Source organism: Bradyrhizobium sp. LB14.3 (assembly GCF_040547985.1).
Classification (GTDB): domain Bacteria; phylum Pseudomonadota; class Alphaproteobacteria; order Rhizobiales; family Xanthobacteraceae; genus Bradyrhizobium.
On the sequence record NZ_JBEPQT010000001.1, the window covers coordinates 470,141 to 489,129 of the forward strand.

The window sequence follows — 18,989 nt, forward strand, 5'->3', positions numbered from 1 at the left end:
TTGTGGCCCGGATGATCACTACACCCGAAAGTGCTTGCTCAGCTTCAGGCCCTGTGCCTGGTAGTTCGAGCCGATGCGCTGACCGTACATGGCGTCGGGGCGGGCCAGCATCTTCTCGTAGACGAGCCGGCCCACGATCTGGCCGTGCTCGAGGATGAAAGGCACTTCGCGCGAGCGGACCTCGAGCACGGCGCGCGATCCCAGCCCGCCCGCACCGGCATAGCCGAAGCCGGGATCGAAAAATCCGGCGTAATGCACGCGGAACTCGCCGACGAGCGGATCGAACGGCACCATCTCTGCGGCGTAATCGGGCGGCACCTGCACGGCCTCTTTCGACGCGAGGATGTAGAACTCGCCGGGATCGAGGATCAAATTGCCGTCGGGACGCGCCGCGATCGGCTCCCAGAAATCGTCAACCGCGTAGCCGGCGCGGCGATCGACGTCGATGACGCCGGTGTGGCGCTTGGCGCGGTAGCCGACAAAGCCGCCGCTCTTTTCGCCGGAGAGATCGACAGACACCGCGACGCCGCCGGTGAGATCGGCATCGTCGACGTCGACGAGACGCTCGGTCGCGTGCAGCGCCTCGAGCTCGTCGATGTTGAGGATGGCATCGCCGGTGCGGAAGCGTACTTGCGACAAGCGCGAGCCCTCGCTGACCAGCACCGGGAACGTCTTCGGGCTGATCTCGGCATAGAGCGGACCGTGGTAGCCGGCGCCGATCATGTCGAAGCGGCGGGTGCCGTCGGCGATCACGCGGGTGAAAACGTCGAGCCGGCCGGTCGAGCTCTTCGGGTTGGCGGCCGCGACGATTTCCGGCGGCAGCGCGAGGCTTTCGAGCAGCGGCACAATGTAGACGCAGTTGGTCTCCAGCACCGCGCCGTCGGCAAGGCTGAACTCGTGCAGCTTCAACTCGTCGATGCGCTCGGCGACGGTGGCGCCGGGGCCGGGCAGGAAGCTGGCGCGGACGCGATAGGCGATGTCGCCGAGGCGAAGGTCGAGGCTTGCCGGCTGGATCTGGCTTTCGACGAAGTCGTATGCGGGCAGGATGAGACCGCCCTCCGCCATCGCCGCGATCATGCGGTCGGGCAGGATACCATTGGCGTCGGCGGCAACCGTGAACGTCAACCGAGGGTCCTCATCAGGGGGGCAAATGCATCCCGACATGCGGGAAATACTAGCGTTTTACGGCTATCCGATGGACGTCTTGACGGAAAGGGCATTGCGGAATATGAGCATGACTTATCCCGTGGTGATTTGAGCCGGCCGGCTTGCAGCCACGTTAAACAAGTCGCTAAACAGGCCGGGGACCTCTGTGATCCCGGCCCGTGGAGATATTCCAGGCCGGTTTTTTTGTGACCATTTTCGATGGTCACGCAGAGGAGGTCCTATGTCGAAGTCCCCGGCGCCAACCGCACAATACCGTCCCGAAACCTGTCTGGTCCATTCCGGTACCCTGCGCTCGCAATATGGCGAGACGTCGGAGTCGCTGTTCCTGACCCAGGGCTACGTCTACAACAGCGCCGAGGAGTGCGAGGCGCGGTTCAAGGGCGAGGACCCCGGCTTCATCTATTCACGCTACTCCAATCCGACCATCCAGATGTTCGAGCGGCGCATGATCGAGCTCGAAGGCGCCGAAGCGGCGCGGTCGGCCGCGACCGGCATGGCCGCGGTGACGACCGCGATCCTGGCGCCGCTCAAGGCCGGCGATCACGTGGTGGCCTCGCGCGCGCTGTTCGGCTCGTGTCTCTACGTCGTGCAGGATTTGCTGCCGCGCTATGGCATCGAGACGACGCTGGTCGATGGGCTCGATCTCGACCAGTGGCAGCGCGCGGTGAAGCCGAACACCAAGACGTTCTTCCTGGAGAGCCCGACCAATCCGACGCTCGACGTGCTCGACATTCCCGGGATTGCCGAGATCGCGCACAAGGGCGGCGCGCGGCTCGTCGTCGACAACGTGTTCGCCACGCCGATCTGGCAGAGCCCGCTCGCGCTCGGCGCCGACGTCGTGGTCTATTCCGCGACCAAGCACATCGACGGCCAGGGCCGCTGTCTCGGCGGCATCATCCTGTCCTCGGAAGCGTTCATCGCCGAGCACATCCACAATTTCATGCGCCAGACCGGGCCGTCGATCTCGCCGTTCAACGCCTGGGTCCTGCTCAAGGGCCTGGAGACGCTGGGCGTGCGCGTGCGCGCGCAGACCGAGACGGCGGCGCGCATCGCGGACGTGCTGGCGAGCCATCCGAAGATTTCGCGGCTGGTGTTTCCCGGCCGCGCCGATCATCCGCAGGCGGCGCTGGTGAAGAAGCAGATGCGCGGCGGCTCGACGCTGGTCGGCTTCGAGGTCAAGGGCGGCAAGCAGGGTGCGTTCCGCGTGCTCAACGAGCTCAAGCTGGCGAAGATCTCGAACAATCTCGGCGACGCCAAGAGCCTCGTCACGCATCCCGCCACGACGACGCATCAGCGCCTGAAGCCGGAGGATCGTGCCGCCCTCGGCATCAGCGAGGGTTTTATCCGCTTCTCGGCGGGGCTCGAGCATCCGGATGATCTGATCGAAGATCTGACCGCGGCGCTGGAGAAGGCGTGAGGTGCTGGTCGTCCCGGCCCCCGTGCGCAATTGCGCACTAGGCCGGGACGACAATTACATCGGCCGGTACGTCCGCACGTCCGCCGGCACGTTCACACCGAGCTTGATCTGGCCGACGGAACGGATGATGTCGTCGCCGAGGAGCTGGGCGAAGCAGGCGTAGCCCCAATCGTTCATGTGCAGGCCGTCGGCGATCACAAAACTCTCGACCGGAAGCGATTGCTTTTCGTGCCAGTCGCGCATCACCTCGAAGCGCGGGAAGATGCCGACGTGACGGAGCTCGGCGACCTTGCCGAGCAGCTTCACCATCTTGCCGGCGCTCTCCGCGCGCTGGTTGACGGCGGGCGAATATTGCGGATCGACCAGCACGACGTCGGCATCGCCGGCGGCCTGGATGCGGCCGATGCCGTCCTCGACCATCTTCGCGGTCTCGCCGGGATCGAGATTGCGCAGCACGGCATTGGTGCCGACCTGCCAGATCACCAGATCCGGATGCACGTCGATCACCGCCTTCTGGAGCCGCTTCATCATCTCGGGCGCGTCCTCGCCGCCGACGCCGGCATTGACGACCGTGATGTCGGCGGTCGGATAATGCCGGTGCAGCTGCGCGGCAAGGCGATTGGGATAGTTGAACTCCGGCGAGCTCGCGCCGAATCCTGCGGTCGACGACGAGCCGAACGCGACGATGACGACGGGCTGGCCGGCGACGAGCTTGCCCGCGACATGCGGCAGCGTGCCCATCGCCTTCGCGCCGCCCTTCGGCGACAGGCAGGGGACGCGGCTGAAGATGTCGCCGGCGGATTTCGCGACCTGCTTCACCTTGTCGATGGCGCGCGCCGTGATGCCGCGCTGGTCGGGGGACGTCGCGGCGACGGTGGTCTGGGACGGTGAAGCGGAAGCGGGATTAGCCGATTGCTGCGGGGCCGGCGTTGCCTGCGCGGCCGGCTCCTGCGCGCGCGACTGCGATACAGGCGTTAGCAACAGCAACGCCGCCGCAGCGGGCGCAGCCAGCCATGCCGTCAGGCAAAAAGGGCGGAGAGAACTCATTAACGCTAGACCTCAATTTTGCTGCTGGGCCGGCTCCAGATGGGCAGCGTCGATGACGAACTGTGCCAACGCCCGGCCAAGGCAATCATGGACCTGTTTCGCCAGCTCAAGCCCGCGCGACGGGCTGAACAGGTCGAACTGCCCCTGATCATTCCACTGCCGCATGATCGCGAAACGATCGAACAGCGGGATATCGTGCTCCTGCGCCACCACCCGCATATTGTCGAGGTATGGTGGCACCGAGATCATGGTTTCGGTGCGCGGGCTGTACTGCAAATTCATCAAGACGACGTCAGCCCCTGCCTTTTGCAGCGCAGCAACCCCTTCGGTTACCGCGCCACGAAAATCATCGGGATCGATGGCTCGGATAGCATCGACAGTCCCGGTCTGCCAGATGACCAAAGTAGGCGTTTTTGCTTCCATCAGCTTAACGAAGCTGGCGGCCGCTTCCTCTGCCGTCTTCTTGCTCTGTATTTCTACGGAGACGTGCACGGTCTCGGACGGCGGCAGCTTGTCCTTCAGGATGGCCTGCATCCGCGCCGGATAGGAGGCGTCCTCGGAGGCTGGAATCGTGGTCGAGCGGCTGCCGATCACCAGGATTTCGAGCGGCTTGCCGGCCTTGACGGCATCGGCGACCTTGGGAAGCTGGCTTTCGCTGGTGAGCAGATAGGACGGCAATTCGCAGGCTGGAGGCGCGGCCGAAGCAGCAGGCGCAGCATCGCCCGCGCGCGCCTGAGGCGCGGCGAGACCACCGCACAGCAGGATCAGGCTCAGGAAAACCTTCGCCTTCATCAGCCCCCTCCCGCCATATCGGCGCTGCCGACGGCGCTTTTGGTTTTCGAACCGCTTTTGTCAGCCACGCGCTTGTACCACGAAATCACCCAGGCCATGGCCCACATGATCAGGATTCCCGAGAGACTAATCAGCGCATGCAGGGCTGGGCCGCCCGCGACCTCGGCCAGGATGAAATGGCCGGCAAAGGCAAGGAAGACGCCGAGACAGAATATCTCCAGGGAATGCGAGCCGCACAGGATCAGCGGCCGCAGCCAGCGCGATTTCAGGCCCGGCCAGTCCCGCGGCAGGACGCGCACGGTGATCGCGGCCAGCGCCAGGAAATGCGTGAAGCGCAGCACGTCGAGATCGGCCTTGTCGATCGGATACATCCACTGCTCGAGCAGCTTCGGCATGAATTGGGACAGCTGCGGCACATACCAGGTCAGCGTCACGTAGAATGCCGCGGCCAGATAGGCGATCGAGATCCACATCGTCACCCGCGAAGCCAGAATGCGCGACATGCGTCGCGCGCCCCCGAGCGCACACCAGGCACCGAACACGAACAGCAATTGCCAGGCGAAGGGATTGAACGCCCAGAAGCCGTTCGGATAGGCCGACAGATAGAGGTCGTATTCCCAGGTCACCGCGTAGAGCAGGACCGAGAGGCCGAGCGTCACGTCGGGGCGCCATTTCATCAGCCACAGGATCAACGGCAGCGCCAGCATCAGCACGATGTAGAGCGGCAGCACGTCCATGTTGACGGGACGAAAGCGCAGCAGCAGCGCCTGCACGATCGTGACGTCGGGCTGCTTGAGGAAATCCATGATGCCCATCTCTTCGGTGTAGAGCGGGTTCTCGAACCTGGTCGCGACGTAGGAGATTTCGGCAAGGAAGATCGTGAACAGGAAGACGTGGGCGACATAGATCTGCCAGACGCGCCGCAGGATGCGCGCGGTGGCGACGACGACGCCGGACTCCAGCATCGCCCGGCCGTAGACGAAGGCGGCGGTATAGCCTGAGATGAAGATGAAGATCTCGGTGGCGTCGCTGAAGCCGTAATTGCGGATCGTGAACCAGGTCAGAAGACTCGGCGGCAAATGGTCGATAAAAATCAGCCACAGCGCGAGGCCGCGGAACAGATCGAGTCGGAGCTCGCGCTCGCCGATGGCCGGCAGCGAAATAGCCGGCGAGGCCGTGCGCGGCCTGGCACCTGCAGGGTTGGCCTGCAGAGGCTTGGCGGTTCCCGCGACCGTCGATCCCGTTACTTGGTCGGCAATGGTCATCGGGGCCTAAAAACCCTTCCGCAAAATCGCGACTTGGTAAGGAGTGTACCGGTCCGGCCGTCATCTCGCAAAGCGACCGGATCACATGCAAGTACACTTGCAAATACACCTGGCAAATACACCTGGATGTGTACTTCCTTTCGAATTCTGGCGGGACGATGTCACCAAGGCCGCCTCCGGCGTTTGGTTCCCCGGCGGATTTCGGTATGATGGCAATCATGTACCGCGCCGTGACCCACCAGATCGAAGTGACCGTCGAGCCGAACTTTGTTCCGGAGCAGTCGTCGGCCGACCGCTCCCGCTATTTCTGGTCCTACACCATTGTCATCATCAATTCCGGCGACGAGACCGTGCAGCTCAAGACGCGACACTGGATCATCACCGATGCCACGGGCCGGCAGCAGGAAGTGAAGGGCGAGGGTGTCGTCGGCGAGCAGCCGACGCTCGCCCCCGGCGAACGCTTCGAATACACCTCCGGCGTGCCACTCACGACCGCCTCGGGCTTCATGACCGGCCGTTACCAGATGGTCAGCGCCAGCGGCGAACGCTTCGAGGTCGAGGTGCCGACATTCTCGCTGGACAGCCCGGACAACAAGCGGGTGTTGAACTGAGGTAGGCGGCGGCGCGGCCTTTTGGGGCGCGGCTTCGCCGATGGCGTCATGACTCTCGTGTCCCGGACGCGCTGCAACGCGCGAGCGTTGCTGCGCAGAGCCGGGACCCGGATGGCGACACGGTCCAATGCCTCAAGCGTCTTCCACGCCCGCCTCGGCCGGCGTGAAATCGTACACCGAACTGCAGAACTCGCAGGTCACGACGACCTTGTCGTCCTTGACCATGGCGGCGCGATCGTCGGACGAAAAGCTCTTCAGCATCGATGCGACCGCATCGCGCGAGCAGGAGCATTGTGCCTTCAGGACCAGCGGATTGAACACGCGCACGCCGCGTTCGTGGAACAGGCGGAACAAGAGCCGCTCGCCGGAGAGCTCGGGATCGATCAACTCGACGTCTTCGACGGTTTCGATCAGCGAGCGCGCCTCGACCCAGGCATCGTCTTCAGCGACGCTATGCACCTCGACGCCTTCGGGCGCATCGCCGGGATGCAGATCGGCCTGCCGCGCGCGCTCAGGCGCCTTCGGCAGGAACTGCATCAGCATGCCGCCGGCGCGCCAGCGATGCTTGCCGCCATCGTTCGAACGCCACTCCTCGCCGACGGCGAGACGCACGCGCGTCGGGATCTGCTCGGAGCGCAGGAAATATTCGTGAGCGGCGTCTTCCAGGCTGCCGCCGTCGAGCGCGACCAGGCCCTGGTAGCGGCTCATCTCGGGCCCCTGGTCGACGGTCATGGCGAGATGGCCGTGGCCCAGCAGCGCGCCGGAATCTTTGGCATCGCCGAGACGCGCGGCGTCGAAACGTGCGTAGGCTCGCAGGCGATCCGGCGCCATGTAATCGACGACCAAAAACGACACCGGACCGTCGGTCTGGGCCTGGAGGATGAAGCGGCCTTCAAACTTCAGCGCCGAGCCGAGCAGCGTGGTCAGCACGATGGCCTCGCCGAGCAGCTTGCCGACAGGCGCCGGATAATCGTGCCTGGTCAGGATATCGTCGAGCGCCGGACCAAGCCGCACCAGGCGACCGCGCACGTCGAGCGCGTCGACCTCGTAGGGCAGCACGGCGTCGTCGACCGGAACCGCGGATGGTGCGCGAACCGGGCCTTCGGGCCCGGTTTTCATGTCAGGGGATTGGGAAATCATGGCGCTCTATCTGGGGTCGGAGGGCGGAAATGTAAGGGGGCGCGGGCCGCGTGTTCCGGGCGCAGTTATGGTTACACGCGATACTGCAAGTTCGGTGTCGTCCTGGCGAAAGCCAGGACGGCGAAACAAACCGACTTCGCGTTCACCGCGCCCCGCGCCTACTTCACCGCGTCGAAGCACCAGGCCAGAATGCCCTTCTGCGCGTGCAGGCGGTTTTCGGCCTCGTCGAACACGACGGATTGCGGGCCGTCGATCACCTCGTCGGTGACCTCCTCGCCGCGATGGGCGGGCAGGCAGTGCATGAACAGCGCATCGGGCTTGGCCAGCGACATCAGCTGGGCGTTGACCTGATAAGGCTTGAGCACGTTGTGGCGATGCTCGCCTTCCTTGTCGCCCATCGACACCCAGGTGTCGGTGACGACACAATCGGCGCCGCGCACGGCGGCTTCGGCATCGCTGCCGAGCATGATCGGCGCGCCGGTCGCCTTGATGAAATCGCGCATCGCCTTTTTCGGCGCGAGCTCCGGGGGCGTCGCGACGTTGAGCTGGAACTTGAAGCGTTCGGCGGCGTGCGCCCAGGAGGCGAGCACGTTGTTGTCGTCGCCGGTCCAGGCCACAGTCCTGCCCTCGATCGGGCCGCGATGCTCCTCATAGGTCATGAGATCAGCCATCACCTGGCAGGGATGCGAACGCCGCGTCAGGCCGTTGATGACAGGAACGGTGGCGTTCGCCGCGAGCTCGAGCAGGGCATCGTGATTGAGAATGCGGATCATGATGGCGTCGACATAGCGCGACAGCACGCGCGCGGTGTCGGCGATGGTCTCGCCGCGGCCGAGCTGCATCTCCGCGCCGGTGAGCATGATGGGTTCGCCGCCGAGCTGGCGCATAGCGACATCGAACGACACCCGCGTCCTCGTCGAGGGGCGCTCGAAGATCATCGCCAGCGTCTTGCCTTCAAGCGGCCTGACCGGCTGATGCGCCTTCTGCTTCGCCTTCATCGCGGAGGACGCGGCCAGCATGCTCTTGAGCTCCGACAGCGGCAGCGCGTCGATATCAAGGAAGTGCTTCGGTGCTTTATTGGGCGACTTGCTCATCAGCTTGCCGCCCGCTTGTTGCCGGACAACGCGGTGCAGGCGCGTTCGAGCCGCCCAACGCTGTCCTCGATCTCGGCTTCGGTGACGATCAAAGGCGGCAGGAAACGTACGACATTGTCGCCGGCGCCGACGGTGAGCAGCTTTTCGTCGCGCAAGGCTACAACGAGATCGCCTGAAGGCACCACGGCCTTGATGCCGATCAGCAGGCCCTCGCCGCGCACTTCGCTGACGACATCGCTATGACGGTCGATCACGGAGGCGAGCTTCTGCTTGAGCAGCAGCGACATCCTCTGCACGTGGTCGAAGAAGCCGGGCTTGAGCATGACGTCGAGCACGGCATTCGCAGCCGAAATCGCGAGCGGATTGCCGCCGAAGGTCGAGCCGTGCGAGCCGGGCCCCATGCCGGCCGCCGCATCCGCGGTCGCCAGCACCGCGCCGATCGGAAAGCCGCCGCCGAGCGCCTTCGCCAGCGACATCACATCGGGCGTCACGCCGAGACGGCGGTGTGCGAACAGATCGCCGGTGCGGCCCATGCCGGTCTGCACCTCGTCGAACGCGAGCAGCAAGCCCTTGTCGTCGCAGAGCTGGCGCAGTGCCTTGAGGAAGGCCGGGGTTGCCGAGCGCACGCCGCCCTCGCCCTGGATCGGCTCGATCAGGATGCCGGCGGTCTGCGGACCGATCGCTTTCTTCACGGCCTCGATATCGCCATGCGGGATTTGGTCGAAGCCATCCATCGGCGGACCAAAACCTTCCAGATATTTTGCAGATCCCGTCGCGGCCAGCGTCGCCAGCGTGCGGCCGTGGAACGCGCCTTCGAAGGTGATGATGCGGTAACGTTCCGGATGCCCTTGGGAGAAGTGATGATGGCGGACCAGCTTGATCACGCCCTCCAGCGCCTCGGCGCCGGAATTGCAGAAGAACACGAAGTCCGCAAAACTCTCATGGCAGAGGCGGTTGGCGAGCTTCTCGCCATCCGGGCTCTGGAACAGGTTCGACATGTGCCAGAGCTTCGTGGCCTGCTCCTGCAACGCTTTGACCAGCGCGGGATGGGCATGGCCGAGCGCGTTCACCGCGACACCCGAGGTGAAATCGAGATAGCGCTCGCCATTGGTCGCAATCAGCCAGCAGCCTTCGCCGCGCTCGAAACCGAGGTCGGTTCTGGCGAAAACGGGGAGCAAATGCGGCGCTGCGCTGTTGGTCATGATGTCACTTGGATGTTGCGGACGGTGTGACGCGTGCATTGCGCAACGCACCATTGACCGGCCCGGAAAACGAAACGTGCCGCCTTTTCGGGGCGGCACGTTTCACTATCTTATGCTTGGGAAGACGGGTGTCAATGCCGCCCGGAAAGCCTCGCGAAACGCTGAATCCGTAGTCTTGCGGTGCTGATTTCGCGGATTTCACCACGGAACATGTGGAAGCGAGTCGGCGGACTCTTGCGCGGGAGTCACGCCATATTGTAGCGTTTGGATTGTCAGATACGACATCTCGTGCAGTGGTTCTGATCTCTAAGTCCTTATGTACCGGCGTAAACGTTCGGGCGTTCTAGTCACGCCCGGCGAGCCTTAAGGGATTCTGGCGGCACGGGTTTTTAAAGGCTTAGGCATTCGCTGCGAGGCGCCAGGATGGCAGGCCGGCAGCGAGGGAAAGGGTGCAATGACAGTTTTGACCTGGTCCGATGATCGCGTCGAGCAGCTTAAAAAGCTCTGGGAGGCCGGACTTTCGGCCAGCCAGATCGCGGCTGAGCTCGGTAATGTGACCCGCAATGCCGTGATCGGCAAAGTGCACAGGCTCGGCCTGTCGGGTCGCGCCAAGAGCCCTTCATCGGCAGCGCCCCGGCCGCGCAAGGCGCGCCCCGCGCAGCATATGATGCGGGTGACCCGCCCGATCTCGCGCGGCAACACCGCGCTGGCACAGGCCTTCGAGGTCGAAGTGGAGGCCGAACCGGTCACCTACGACAACGTGGTGCCGATGAGCCAGCGGCTGACGCTGCTCGAGCTGAACGAGGCGACCTGCCACTGGCCGGTCGGCGATCCCTCGACCCCGGACTTCTTCTTCTGCGGCGGCAAGGCGCTGTCCGGCCTGCCCTATTGCGCACAACACTCGCGCGTCGCGTATCAGCCGGCGTCGGATCGGCGCCGCGCACCGGTGAAGCCGAGCCCGCGCTGAGCTAGCGGATTTAGCTGACTGCAAGGGCGGCGCCGTCACACGATGACGCCTCGGCCCACTTGATGTCGTCCCGGACAAGCGTGCCAAAAGCGCGTGTCGATCCGGAACGACGGCGGAGCTTGAAGCGAGTTACGCCTGCTGCTCCGCCTTGGCAAAACGATCATCCAGCGCGTAGCCGGCGCCGCGGACGGTGCGGATCGGGTCCTGCTCGCGGCCGAGATTGAGCAGCTTGCGCAGGCGGCCGATATGCACGTCGACGGTACGCTCGTCGATGTAGATGTCGCGGCCCCAGACGCTGTCGAGCAGTTGCTCGCGCGAGAACACCCGCCCCGGATGCTCCAGGAAGAACTCCAGCAGGCGATATTCGGTCGGGCCGAGATCGATCGGCCGGCCCGAGCGCGCCACGCGGCGCTTGTCGCGGTCGAGCTCGATGTCGCCAAAGGCGAGCACGGTGGCGAGCCGCTCGGGGCTTGCGCGCCGCAGCAGGCCCTTCACGCGCGCCAGGAGCTCCGGCACCGAGAACGGCTTGACGATGTAATCGTCGGCGCCGGTCGCAAGACCCCGCACCCGCTCGCTTTCCTCGCCGCGCGCGGTGAGCATGATGATCGGGAGCTGCTTGGTCTCGGGACGGGTGCGAAGCCGCCGGCACAATTCGATGCCTGACAGGCCCGGCAGCATCCAGTCGAGCACGATCAAATCGGGAATGTGCTCCTTGAGACGGGTGTCGGCGTCGTCGCCGCGCATGACCGTCTCGACGTCATAGCCGTCGCCTTCGAGGTTGTAGCGGAGAAGCTCGGTCAGGGCTTCCTCGTCCTCAACCACCATAATGCGTGCGCCCATCTGGGTCGTTGCTCCCTAGGTGTTCGGTATCGAGGTGGCGAAGGTCGTCATATCGCCCTTCGGCCGCTTGTCGGTGATCGCCTGGCCCTCGATCATGTAGAAGACGGTCTCGGCGATGTTGGTGGCGTGATCGCCGATCCGCTCGATGTTCTTGGCGCAGAACATCAAATGGATGCAGAACGAGATGTTGCGCGGATCCTCCATCATGTAGGTGAGGAGCTCGCGGAACAGCGAAGTGCAGATGGCGTCGACTTCCTCGTCGCCCTTCCACACCGCCATCGCCGCCGGCAAATCATGTGCGGCATAAGCGTCCAGCACCGACTTGACCTGCTGCTGCACGAGGTCGGTCATGTGCTCCAGGCCGCGGAACAGCTTGAGCGGATGGAAATCCGTCTCCAGCGCCGCGACACGCTTGCCCATGTTCTTGGCGAGGTCGCCGATGCGCTCGAGATCGGTCGCGACGCGCATGGCGCCGACGATCTCGCGCAGATCGACCGCCATCGGCTGACGGCGGGCGATAGTGAGCACGGCGCGCTCCTCGATGCGCTTCTGCAGCGCGTCGAGCTCGGTGTCGATGGTGACGACGCGCTGGCCGAGCGGAACGTCACGGCGGATCAGCGCGTCGACGGAATCGACGATCATGCGCTCGGCGATGCCGCCCATCTCGGCAACCAGCCGGGTGAGTTCCTGGAGGTCGGTATCGAAGGCCTTTGCGGTATGTTCAGAACCCATGTCGCGTCTCCTCAGCCGAACCGGCCGGTGATGTAATCCTGCGTGCGCCGGTCGGTCGGCGACGTGAAGATCTTGTTGGTGTCGTCGAACTCGATCAGCTCGCCGAGATACATGAAGGCGGTCTTGTCGGAGACGCGCGCCGCCTGCTGCATGTTGTGGGTGACGATCGCGATCGTGTAATCCTCGGCGAGCTCCTGGATCAGCTCCTCGACCTTGGCGGTCGAGATCGGGTCGAGCGCCGAGCAGGGCTCGTCGAACAGGATCACTTCGGGCCGCACCGCGACGGTGCGGGCGATGCAGAGGCGCTGCTGCTGGCCGCCGGAGAGCGACAGGCCGGAGGCGTTGAGCTTGTCCTTGACCTCGTTCCACAGCGCGCCGCCGCGCAGCGCCTTCTCGACCCGGCCGTCCATCTCGGACTTTGATATCTTCTCGTAGAGACGGATGCCGAACGCGATGTTTTCGTAGATCGTCATCGGGAACGGCGTCGGCTTCTGGAACACCATGCCGACGCGGGCGCGCAGCAAATTGAGGTCCAGCCTGGGGTCGAGGATGTTGGTCTGGTCGAGCATCAGCTGACCGGTGGCGCGCTGGCCCGGATAGAGGTCGTACATCCGGTTGAAGATGCGCAGCAGGGTCGACTTGCCGCAGCCCGACGGGCCGATGAACGCCGTGACGCGGTTGGCGCCGAGCGTCAGGTTGATGTTCTTCAGCGCGTGGTGCTCGCCGTAATAGAAGTTCAGGTTGCGAACGGTCACCTTGGGGGGCGCCTCGGGCAGCACCGGCGCGTGGGACAGTCCGCCGGCCGCGCTCATCGACACGGAAAGATCACTCATTTTGCGGTCCTCTCGGCGCCAAGGATGCGCGCGCCAATATTCAGGGCAAGAACGGTCAGGGTGATGAGCAGCGCGCCGCTCCAGGCCAGCTGCTTCCAATAGGCGTAGGGGCTCTGCACGAAGTTGTTGATGGTGACCGGCAGGTTCGCCATCGTCTTGTTCAGGCCGAGGCTGAAGAACTGGTTCGACAGCGCGGTGAACAGCAGCGGCGCGGTCTCGCCGGCGACGCGGGCAGTCGCAAGCAGCACGCCGGTGATGAGACCCGATCGGGCAGCACGATAAGCGATGCGCTTGATCACCAGCGAGCGCGGCAGGCCAAGCGCCGAGGCCGCCTCGCGCAGCGCGTTCGGCACCAGCAGCAGCATGTCCTCCGTCGTGCGCAGCACCACCGGGATGACGATGACCGCGAGCGCGAGACTGCCGGCGATCGCCGAGAAGCCGCGCATCGGCACCACCACCGCGCCGTAGATGAACAGGCCGATGATGATCGAGGGCGCCGACAGCAGGATGTCGTTGATGAAGCGGATCACCGAGGTCAGCCGGTCGTTGCGGCCGTATTCGGCGAGATAGGTGCCGGCGAACATGCCGAGCGGCGCGCCGATGCCGACGCCGATCACGGTCATGATCAGCGAGCCGACGATTGCGTTGAGCAGGCCGCCCTCGTTCGATCCGGGTGGCGGCGTGTTCTCGGTGAACAGCTGGACATTGAGGCCAGCCAGGCCGTTGTAGAGCAGCGTGATCAGGATCAGCGCAAGCCAGGTGACGCCGAATGCGGTCGCGGCGATGCAGAGCCCGCGGATGACGAAGTCCTTGCGGCGGCGACGTGAATAGATCGGGTTCATGGCGTTAGTTTCCCGCCTTCTTTTCCAAACGCATCAGCATCAGCCGCGCGCCCGCGAGCACGAAGAACGTCAGCACGAACAGCAGCAGGCCGAGCAGGATCAGGCCGGACTGGTGCAGGCCGTCGCTCTCGGCGAACTCGGATGCGATCGCCGCCGAGATCGTGGTGCCCGGCGAAAAGATCGACGTCGAGATGCGGAACGAGTTGCCGATGATGAAGGTCACCGCCATGGTCTCGCCAAGCGCGCGGCCCAGCGCCAGCATGACGCCGCCGATGACGCCGACGCGGGTGTAGGGGATCACCACGCTGCGGACGACTTCCCAGGTGGTGCAGCCGACGCCGTAGGCGGCTTCCTTCAGGACCGGAGGCACCGTCTTGAACACGTCGACCGAGATCGAGGTGATGAAGGGCAGCACCATGATGGCGAGGATCAGCGCGGCATTGAATAGGCTGAGATAGGACGGGGGACCTGCGAAGATCCCGCCCAGCACCGGCACGCCGTCGAAGATCTTGATCATGAAGGGCTGGAACGTGTTGGCGAGGAACGGACCCAACACGAAGAAGCCCCACATGCCGTAGATGATCGAGGGGATGCCGGCGAGCAGCTCGATCGCCATGCCGATCGGGCGGCGCAGCCATTGCGGGCAGAGCTCGGTGAGGAAGATCGCAATGCCGAGACCGACCGGGATGGCGATCAGCATCGCGATGAAGGAGGTGACGAGCGTGCCGTACATCGGCCCGAGCGCGCCGAGCACCGGCGGATCGGCGGACGGCGCCCAGCGCTGCGTCCACAGGAAGGAGAGACCGTATTCCTTCATCGCCGGAAAGGCGCCGACGATCAGCGACAGGATGATGCCGCCGAGGATCAGAAGCACCGAGATCGCGGAGAGCCGCGTGATCCAGTAGAAGGTGACGTCCCCGACTTTGAACGCGCTCAAGGCCTTGGCGCGATCATACGGTCCGGCGTCGTCGATTATATCGCTCTGAACGGCCATCTCTGCCACGCCGATCCCCTGTACCAAATAGTATACGTTTTTTGTTGGTCCGTGCCCCGGATGCGATGCTGATCCGGGGCACAGTTGTGGGTCCCGGCTCTGCGCGGCAGCGTTTCACGCTGCAGGGCGTCCGGGACACGATCATCGCGAGCTTAGCTCTTGATCTCGGCAGCCCAGGTCTTCTCGACCAGGGTCACGACGCCCTCGGGCATCGGGATGTAGTCGAGCTCTTCAGCCGCCTTGCCCCCGTTCTTGAAGGCCCAGCGGAAGAACTTGATGGCTTCCTGCGAGGCCGCCTTGTCGGTGGCGTCCTTGTGCATGAGGATGAAGGTCGCCGCCGTGATCGGCCAGGACTTCTCGCCGGGCTGGTCGGTCAGGATGACGTAGTAGCCGGGAGCCTTGGCCCAGTCGGCGTTGGAGGCGGCCGCTTGGAAGGCTTCGACGGTCGGCTGCACCGGCTTGCCGGCCTTGTTGACGAGACCGGTGTAGGTCAGCTTGTTCTGCTTGGCATAGGCGTACTCGACGTAACCGATCGAGTTCTTGGTCTGGCTGATGTTGCCCGACACGCCTTCGTTGCCCTTGGCGCCGACGCCGACCGGCCACTCGACGGCGGTACCTTCACCGACCTTGCTCTTCCAGTCAGCGCTGGCCTTGGCGAGGTAGTTGGTGAAGTTGAAGGTGGTGCCCGAACCGTCCGAACGGCGGACCACGGTGATCGCCTCCGACGGCAGCTTCAGGTTCGGATTGAGCTTCTTGATCGCGGCGTCGTCCCACTTGGTGATCTTGCCGAGATAGATGCTGGCGAGGGTCTCGCCGTCGAACACCATCTCACCGGGCTTCACGCCCTCGATGTTGACGACGGGAACGATGGCACCCATCACCATCGGCCACTGGACGAGGCCGTCCTTTTCGAGCTGCTCGGCCTTGAGTGGTGCGTCGCTGGCGCCGAAGGTCACGGTCTTGGCCTGGATCTGCTTGATGCCGCCGCCGGAACCGATCGACTGGTAGTTCAGGCCGTTGCCGGTCTCCTTCTTGTAGGTGTCAGCCCATTTCGAATAGATCGGGAACGGGAATGTCGCACCGGCACCGGTGATATCGGCGGCAAAGGCCGCCGTCGTCGATGCGGCGACCAAGCCAGCAGCGACGATCGTTTTGAGGAAATTCATGTTGGTCTCCATGCAGGGGAGCGAAGCGCCATCCGCGCCCGATCGCGCTCCCCGTGCCGCTCCTTTAGGAGCGGACAGCTGAGCTTTTACGAAGCTTTCGTGACAGCTGGATGACGGAGACAAGCAATTGGAATCGCTTGTATTTCAGCTCTGGATCAAGGCCTTCACCTGGGGAAAACAGGCGGTAAAAGTGGCGCCCTGTTTGGGCACGCTTTCGATCAAAAGCCGGCCGCGATGGCGGTTAAGAATATGTTTCACCAGCGATAATCCGAGGCCGGTGCCGCCCTGCGAGCGGCTGTCACCGATATCGACCCGGTAGAAGCGCTCGGTCAGCCGCGGCAAATGCTCCGGCGCGATGCCGGGGCCGAAATCCCGGACCAGAACCCGGATTTCCTGAGTTCCATCAATGGCAGGACTGGACGTCAGCGACACGACGACACGACCACCGGAGGCGCCGTATTTGAGCGCGTTCTCGATCAAATTCTCGAACAGGCGGAGCAGCTCCTCGCGGTCGCCCGCGATCATCACCGGCGTCTCCGGCAGATGGGTCTCGACCTCGACCCGGCGTTCCCGCGCCAGCGGTTCGAGCCCGTCGGCGACCTGGAAGATGATCGGCAGCAGGTCGACCAAGGTGTCGGGCCGCACATGGGCCGACAGTTCCACCCGCGACAGCGACAGCAGATCGTCGATCAGGCGTGCCATACGGGTGGCTTGGTTGTGCATGATGCCGAGGAAGCGCTCGCGCGCCTTGGGATCGTCCTTGGCCTGGCCCTGGAGCGTGTCGATGAAGCCGGACAGTGCGGCCAGCGGCGTGCGCAACTCGTGGCTGGCATTGGCAACGAAATCGGCGCGCATTTCCTCGACCCTGCGCAGCGGCGTCTGGTCGTGGAAGGTCATCAGCATGCATTTGTCGGCGCCGCCGAAGGTGGTCGGCACCGGCACCGGCGTGATGGTCAGCTCCATCCAGCGATCGACCGGGACATGGTCGAGATAGGTCGCGCGCCGCGGCTCGGTAGTCGCGATCGACTCGCGCAGAGCGGTGATGATCTCCGGCGAGCGCAGTGCGAACTGGGCCAGCTCGTTCCGGCGCAGCGCCGGCGCGAGCTGGGCGGCTGCAGCGTTGAGATGGATGACGCGGCCGGCGCGGTCGAGCAGCACCGCAGGATCGGGCATGCCGGCAACGACCGCGGCCACCGCCGCGCTCTCGACGGGGTTGACGCGGCGGGTGTCTTCGCGCGAGGCGGCAGTATCGTGCAGGCGCCACGGGATCAGCGCTGCGGCCGCGATGCAGAGGAACACTGTCGCCGCCCGCATCACCGACAATTCGCCGAGCGAGACCACCACCGACAGCGCCAGCGCCGCGGCGATCAGGATGATGGTCGAGTGCCGCAGCCGGTCGGACCAGGGCCGGGCGGTGGGAGACGATGGGGCGTCGATCGCCATCGGGGCGGGCTTCTCCAAGGGGCTTGCGCCGGTCAGGCGCCGCTGTCGCTGCGCTTTCTCACATAAGCGGCTTCAGGCGCGGGGCCGGGGTCGAGCTTGAGCGCGGCCTGCTGCAAGCGTTTCGATCGTGCGCCGATGATAACCTCGCGAAACGTCAGCAAGACTACAGATATGACGAAGGGGGACAGATAATAGAGCACGCGGAACAGCAGCATGCCGCCCAGCAGTTCCTCGCGGTCCATCTGCCAGAGGCCGACCAGCATGGCGGCGTCGAACACGCCAAGGCCCCCGGGCGAATGGCTGGCAAAGCCGAGCAAGGTGGCCGAGACGAAGATCACCGCGACCACCACGAAGCCGAGATTGGGCTCGTCCGGAACCAGCACGTACATCGCGAGCGCGCAGAAGCCGAGATCGATGATGCCGATCGTGATCTGGAGCAGCGTCAGCGGGCCGCCCGGCAGCATCACGGTCCAGGGTCCGCGACCGACCATCCGCGGCTGGGTCCAGACCCAGACCACATAGGCGACCAGCCCGACGATGATCATCATCGCCAGCGTCCGGTTCAGCCAGGGCGGCAGCTGGTCGATCGCCGCGGCGGCCTCCGGATGATAGGAGATGCCGAGGCCCAGCACGGCGGCATTGCCAAGCCAGAAAGTCAGGCCGGCGAGGAAACAGATTTTTGCGACGTCGATCGCGTTCAGGCCGTAGGCCGAATAGATACGGTAGCGCACCGCGCCGCCGGTGAAGACGCTGGCGCCGACATTGTGGCCGATCGAATAGCTGGTGAAGGCGGCGAGCGCGTTGATGCGATAGGGCACGTGGGCGTGGCCGATCGCGCGCACGGCGAACAAATCGTAGAAAGTCAGGGTGAAATAGCCCGCAGCGACGAACAGCCCCGCCATCGCAATCTGGCTCGGCTCGGTGCTCTTGATCGCTTCAAGGACCTCGTTGACATCGATGCCGCGCAGCATGTGGTAGAGCACGTAGCAAGCGATGCCGATGACCGCGACGCTGATCACAACTCCAAGCTTATGCAGGATTTGCTTCTGGCGCAGAAACGACATCGCTCTGCGTATGGCTTCCAGCATCTAAACCTCGAACAACGCTTCAGCGGCCAGGGAGGCCGGCGAACAGGCGGACGACACGCAGGCGCTCAACGAATCTTCGCCGCCGGCTCCGGCATCGCGCAGGCCCCCTTCCTCTCCCCTAGCGCGTTTTCGGGCGGAGTGGAATTCGGCAATTCGAACAAAAACTCGTGCTTTCAGTATTTTAGGCAGGGTTACGGGCTCCTGGTGCACGGTTTGGCGCTTTCGGCGGTAAGACTGACGCGAATCTCCATGGCGATCCTGCGCAGTCGCCATGAAGTTTTGATGATTTCGACCGCACAATGTTCCGTCACGGCTTAAGCCGACGTCAATCTATGGGCCGCACCCACCT

Annotated in this window: 18 protein-coding genes and 1 riboswitch; of the genes, 3 read left to right on the top strand and 15 right to left on the bottom strand. The window is 64.4% G+C overall.

The window, feature by feature from the left end:
* Positions 1-18 precede the first annotated feature (18 nt).
* A complete protein-coding gene (locus ABIB00_RS02195) occupies positions 19-1,164 on the bottom strand; it encodes a 2'-deoxycytidine 5'-triphosphate deaminase (protein WP_456651781.1) in 1,146 nt (381 codons plus the stop codon).
* A gap of 72 nt (positions 1,165-1,236) precedes the next feature.
* Positions 1,237-1,316, top strand: a riboswitch (SAM riboswitch).
* 71 nt (positions 1,317-1,387) lie between these two features.
* On the opposite strand from ABIB00_RS02195, the gene ABIB00_RS02200 reads away from it, so the two are divergent.
* Positions 1,388-2,584, top strand: a complete 1,197-nt coding sequence (locus tag ABIB00_RS02200) for an O-succinylhomoserine sulfhydrylase (protein WP_354103220.1) — start codon at positions 1,388-1,390, stop codon at positions 2,582-2,584.
* A gap of 54 nt (positions 2,585-2,638) precedes the next feature.
* Here the strand turns inward: ABIB00_RS02200 and ABIB00_RS02205 are convergent, their stop codons facing one another.
* The 3 genes from ABIB00_RS02205 to ABIB00_RS02215 are packed head-to-tail and all read right to left on the bottom strand — an operon-like array spanning position 2,639 to position 5,688.
* Entirely contained in the window at positions 2,639-3,631 is a 993-nt protein-coding gene (locus tag ABIB00_RS02205) for an SGNH/GDSL hydrolase family protein (RefSeq protein ID WP_247338691.1), read from the bottom strand.
* A gap of 12 nt (positions 3,632-3,643) precedes the next feature.
* Entirely contained in the window at positions 3,644-4,423 is a 780-nt protein-coding gene (locus ABIB00_RS02210) for an SGNH/GDSL hydrolase family protein (protein WP_354103221.1), read from the bottom strand.
* Positions 4,423-5,688, bottom strand: a complete 1,266-nt coding sequence (locus ABIB00_RS02215; RefSeq protein WP_354103222.1) for an OpgC domain-containing protein — start codon at positions 5,686-5,688, stop codon at positions 4,423-4,425. Before ABIB00_RS02215 ends, ABIB00_RS02210 begins: the two co-directional genes overlap by 1 nt.
* A gap of 206 nt (positions 5,689-5,894) precedes the next feature.
* On the opposite strand from ABIB00_RS02215, the gene apaG reads away from it, so the two are divergent.
* A complete protein-coding gene (gene apaG / locus ABIB00_RS02220; RefSeq protein ID WP_247338696.1) occupies positions 5,895-6,299 on the top strand; it encodes a Co2+/Mg2+ efflux facilitator ApaG/CorD in 405 nt (134 codons plus the stop codon).
* A 132-nt stretch (positions 6,300-6,431) separates the two neighbouring features.
* Here apaG and ABIB00_RS02225 read toward each other — a convergent pair whose 3' ends face one another.
* The 3 genes from ABIB00_RS02225 to ABIB00_RS02235 form a co-directional block, all read right to left on the bottom strand.
* On the bottom strand, positions 6,432-7,439 hold the full coding sequence (locus ABIB00_RS02225; RefSeq protein WP_354103223.1) for an Hsp33 family molecular chaperone: 1,008 nt from the start codon (positions 7,437-7,439) through the stop codon (positions 6,432-6,434).
* A gap of 158 nt (positions 7,440-7,597) precedes the next feature.
* A complete protein-coding gene (gene argF / locus ABIB00_RS02230; RefSeq protein ID WP_247338700.1) occupies positions 7,598-8,533 on the bottom strand; it encodes an ornithine carbamoyltransferase in 936 nt (311 codons plus the stop codon).
* Positions 8,533-9,735, bottom strand: a complete 1,203-nt coding sequence (locus ABIB00_RS02235) for an aspartate aminotransferase family protein (RefSeq protein ID WP_354103224.1) — start codon at positions 9,733-9,735, stop codon at positions 8,533-8,535. The genes argF and ABIB00_RS02235 overlap by 1 nt, the downstream gene beginning before the upstream one ends.
* A gap of 454 nt (positions 9,736-10,189) precedes the next feature.
* On the opposite strand from ABIB00_RS02235, the gene ABIB00_RS02240 reads away from it, so the two are divergent.
* Complete coding sequence (locus ABIB00_RS02240; protein ID WP_247443547.1) at positions 10,190-10,702, top strand: GcrA family cell cycle regulator; 513 nt, start codon at positions 10,190-10,192, stop codon at positions 10,700-10,702.
* Positions 10,703-10,831: 129 nt separating this feature from the next.
* Here ABIB00_RS02240 and phoB read toward each other — a convergent pair whose 3' ends face one another.
* The 8 genes from phoB to ABIB00_RS02280 form a co-directional block, all read right to left on the bottom strand.
* On the bottom strand, positions 10,832-11,542 hold the full coding sequence (gene phoB / locus ABIB00_RS02245) for a phosphate regulon transcriptional regulator PhoB (RefSeq protein WP_247443548.1): 711 nt from the start codon (positions 11,540-11,542) through the stop codon (positions 10,832-10,834).
* Positions 11,543-11,557: 15 nt separating this feature from the next.
* Positions 11,558-12,274, bottom strand: coding sequence for a phosphate signaling complex protein PhoU (phoU, locus tag ABIB00_RS02250; RefSeq protein ID WP_247443549.1), 717 nt, complete (start codon positions 12,272-12,274; stop codon positions 11,558-11,560).
* Between the two features lie 11 nt (positions 12,275-12,285).
* A complete protein-coding gene (gene pstB / locus ABIB00_RS02255) occupies positions 12,286-13,107 on the bottom strand; it encodes a phosphate ABC transporter ATP-binding protein PstB (protein ID WP_354103225.1) in 822 nt (273 codons plus the stop codon).
* On the bottom strand, positions 13,104-13,949 hold the full coding sequence (pstA, locus tag ABIB00_RS02260) for a phosphate ABC transporter permease PstA (protein ID WP_247338711.1): 846 nt from the start codon (positions 13,947-13,949) through the stop codon (positions 13,104-13,106). Before pstA ends, pstB begins: the two co-directional genes overlap by 4 nt.
* A gap of 4 nt (positions 13,950-13,953) precedes the next feature.
* Complete coding sequence (gene pstC, locus ABIB00_RS02265) at positions 13,954-14,943, bottom strand: phosphate ABC transporter permease subunit PstC (protein ID WP_354103406.1); 990 nt, start codon at positions 14,941-14,943, stop codon at positions 13,954-13,956.
* 152 nt (positions 14,944-15,095) lie between these two features.
* The gene (gene pstS / locus ABIB00_RS02270) at positions 15,096-16,109 is read right to left on the bottom strand and encodes a phosphate ABC transporter substrate-binding protein PstS (RefSeq protein WP_354103226.1); all 1,014 of its coding nucleotides are present in this window, start codon (positions 16,107-16,109) and stop codon (positions 15,096-15,098) included.
* A 144-nt stretch (positions 16,110-16,253) separates the two neighbouring features.
* Positions 16,254-17,552 (bottom strand): ATP-binding protein, encoded by a 1,299-nt coding sequence (locus ABIB00_RS02275; protein ID WP_247443554.1) that lies wholly within the window; start codon positions 17,550-17,552, stop codon positions 16,254-16,256.
* Between the two features lie 32 nt (positions 17,553-17,584).
* Complete coding sequence (locus ABIB00_RS02280; RefSeq protein ID WP_247338717.1) at positions 17,585-18,640, bottom strand: putative bifunctional lysylphosphatidylglycerol flippase/synthetase; 1,056 nt, start codon at positions 18,638-18,640, stop codon at positions 17,585-17,587.
* Between the last annotated feature and the right edge of the window lie 349 nt (positions 18,641-18,989).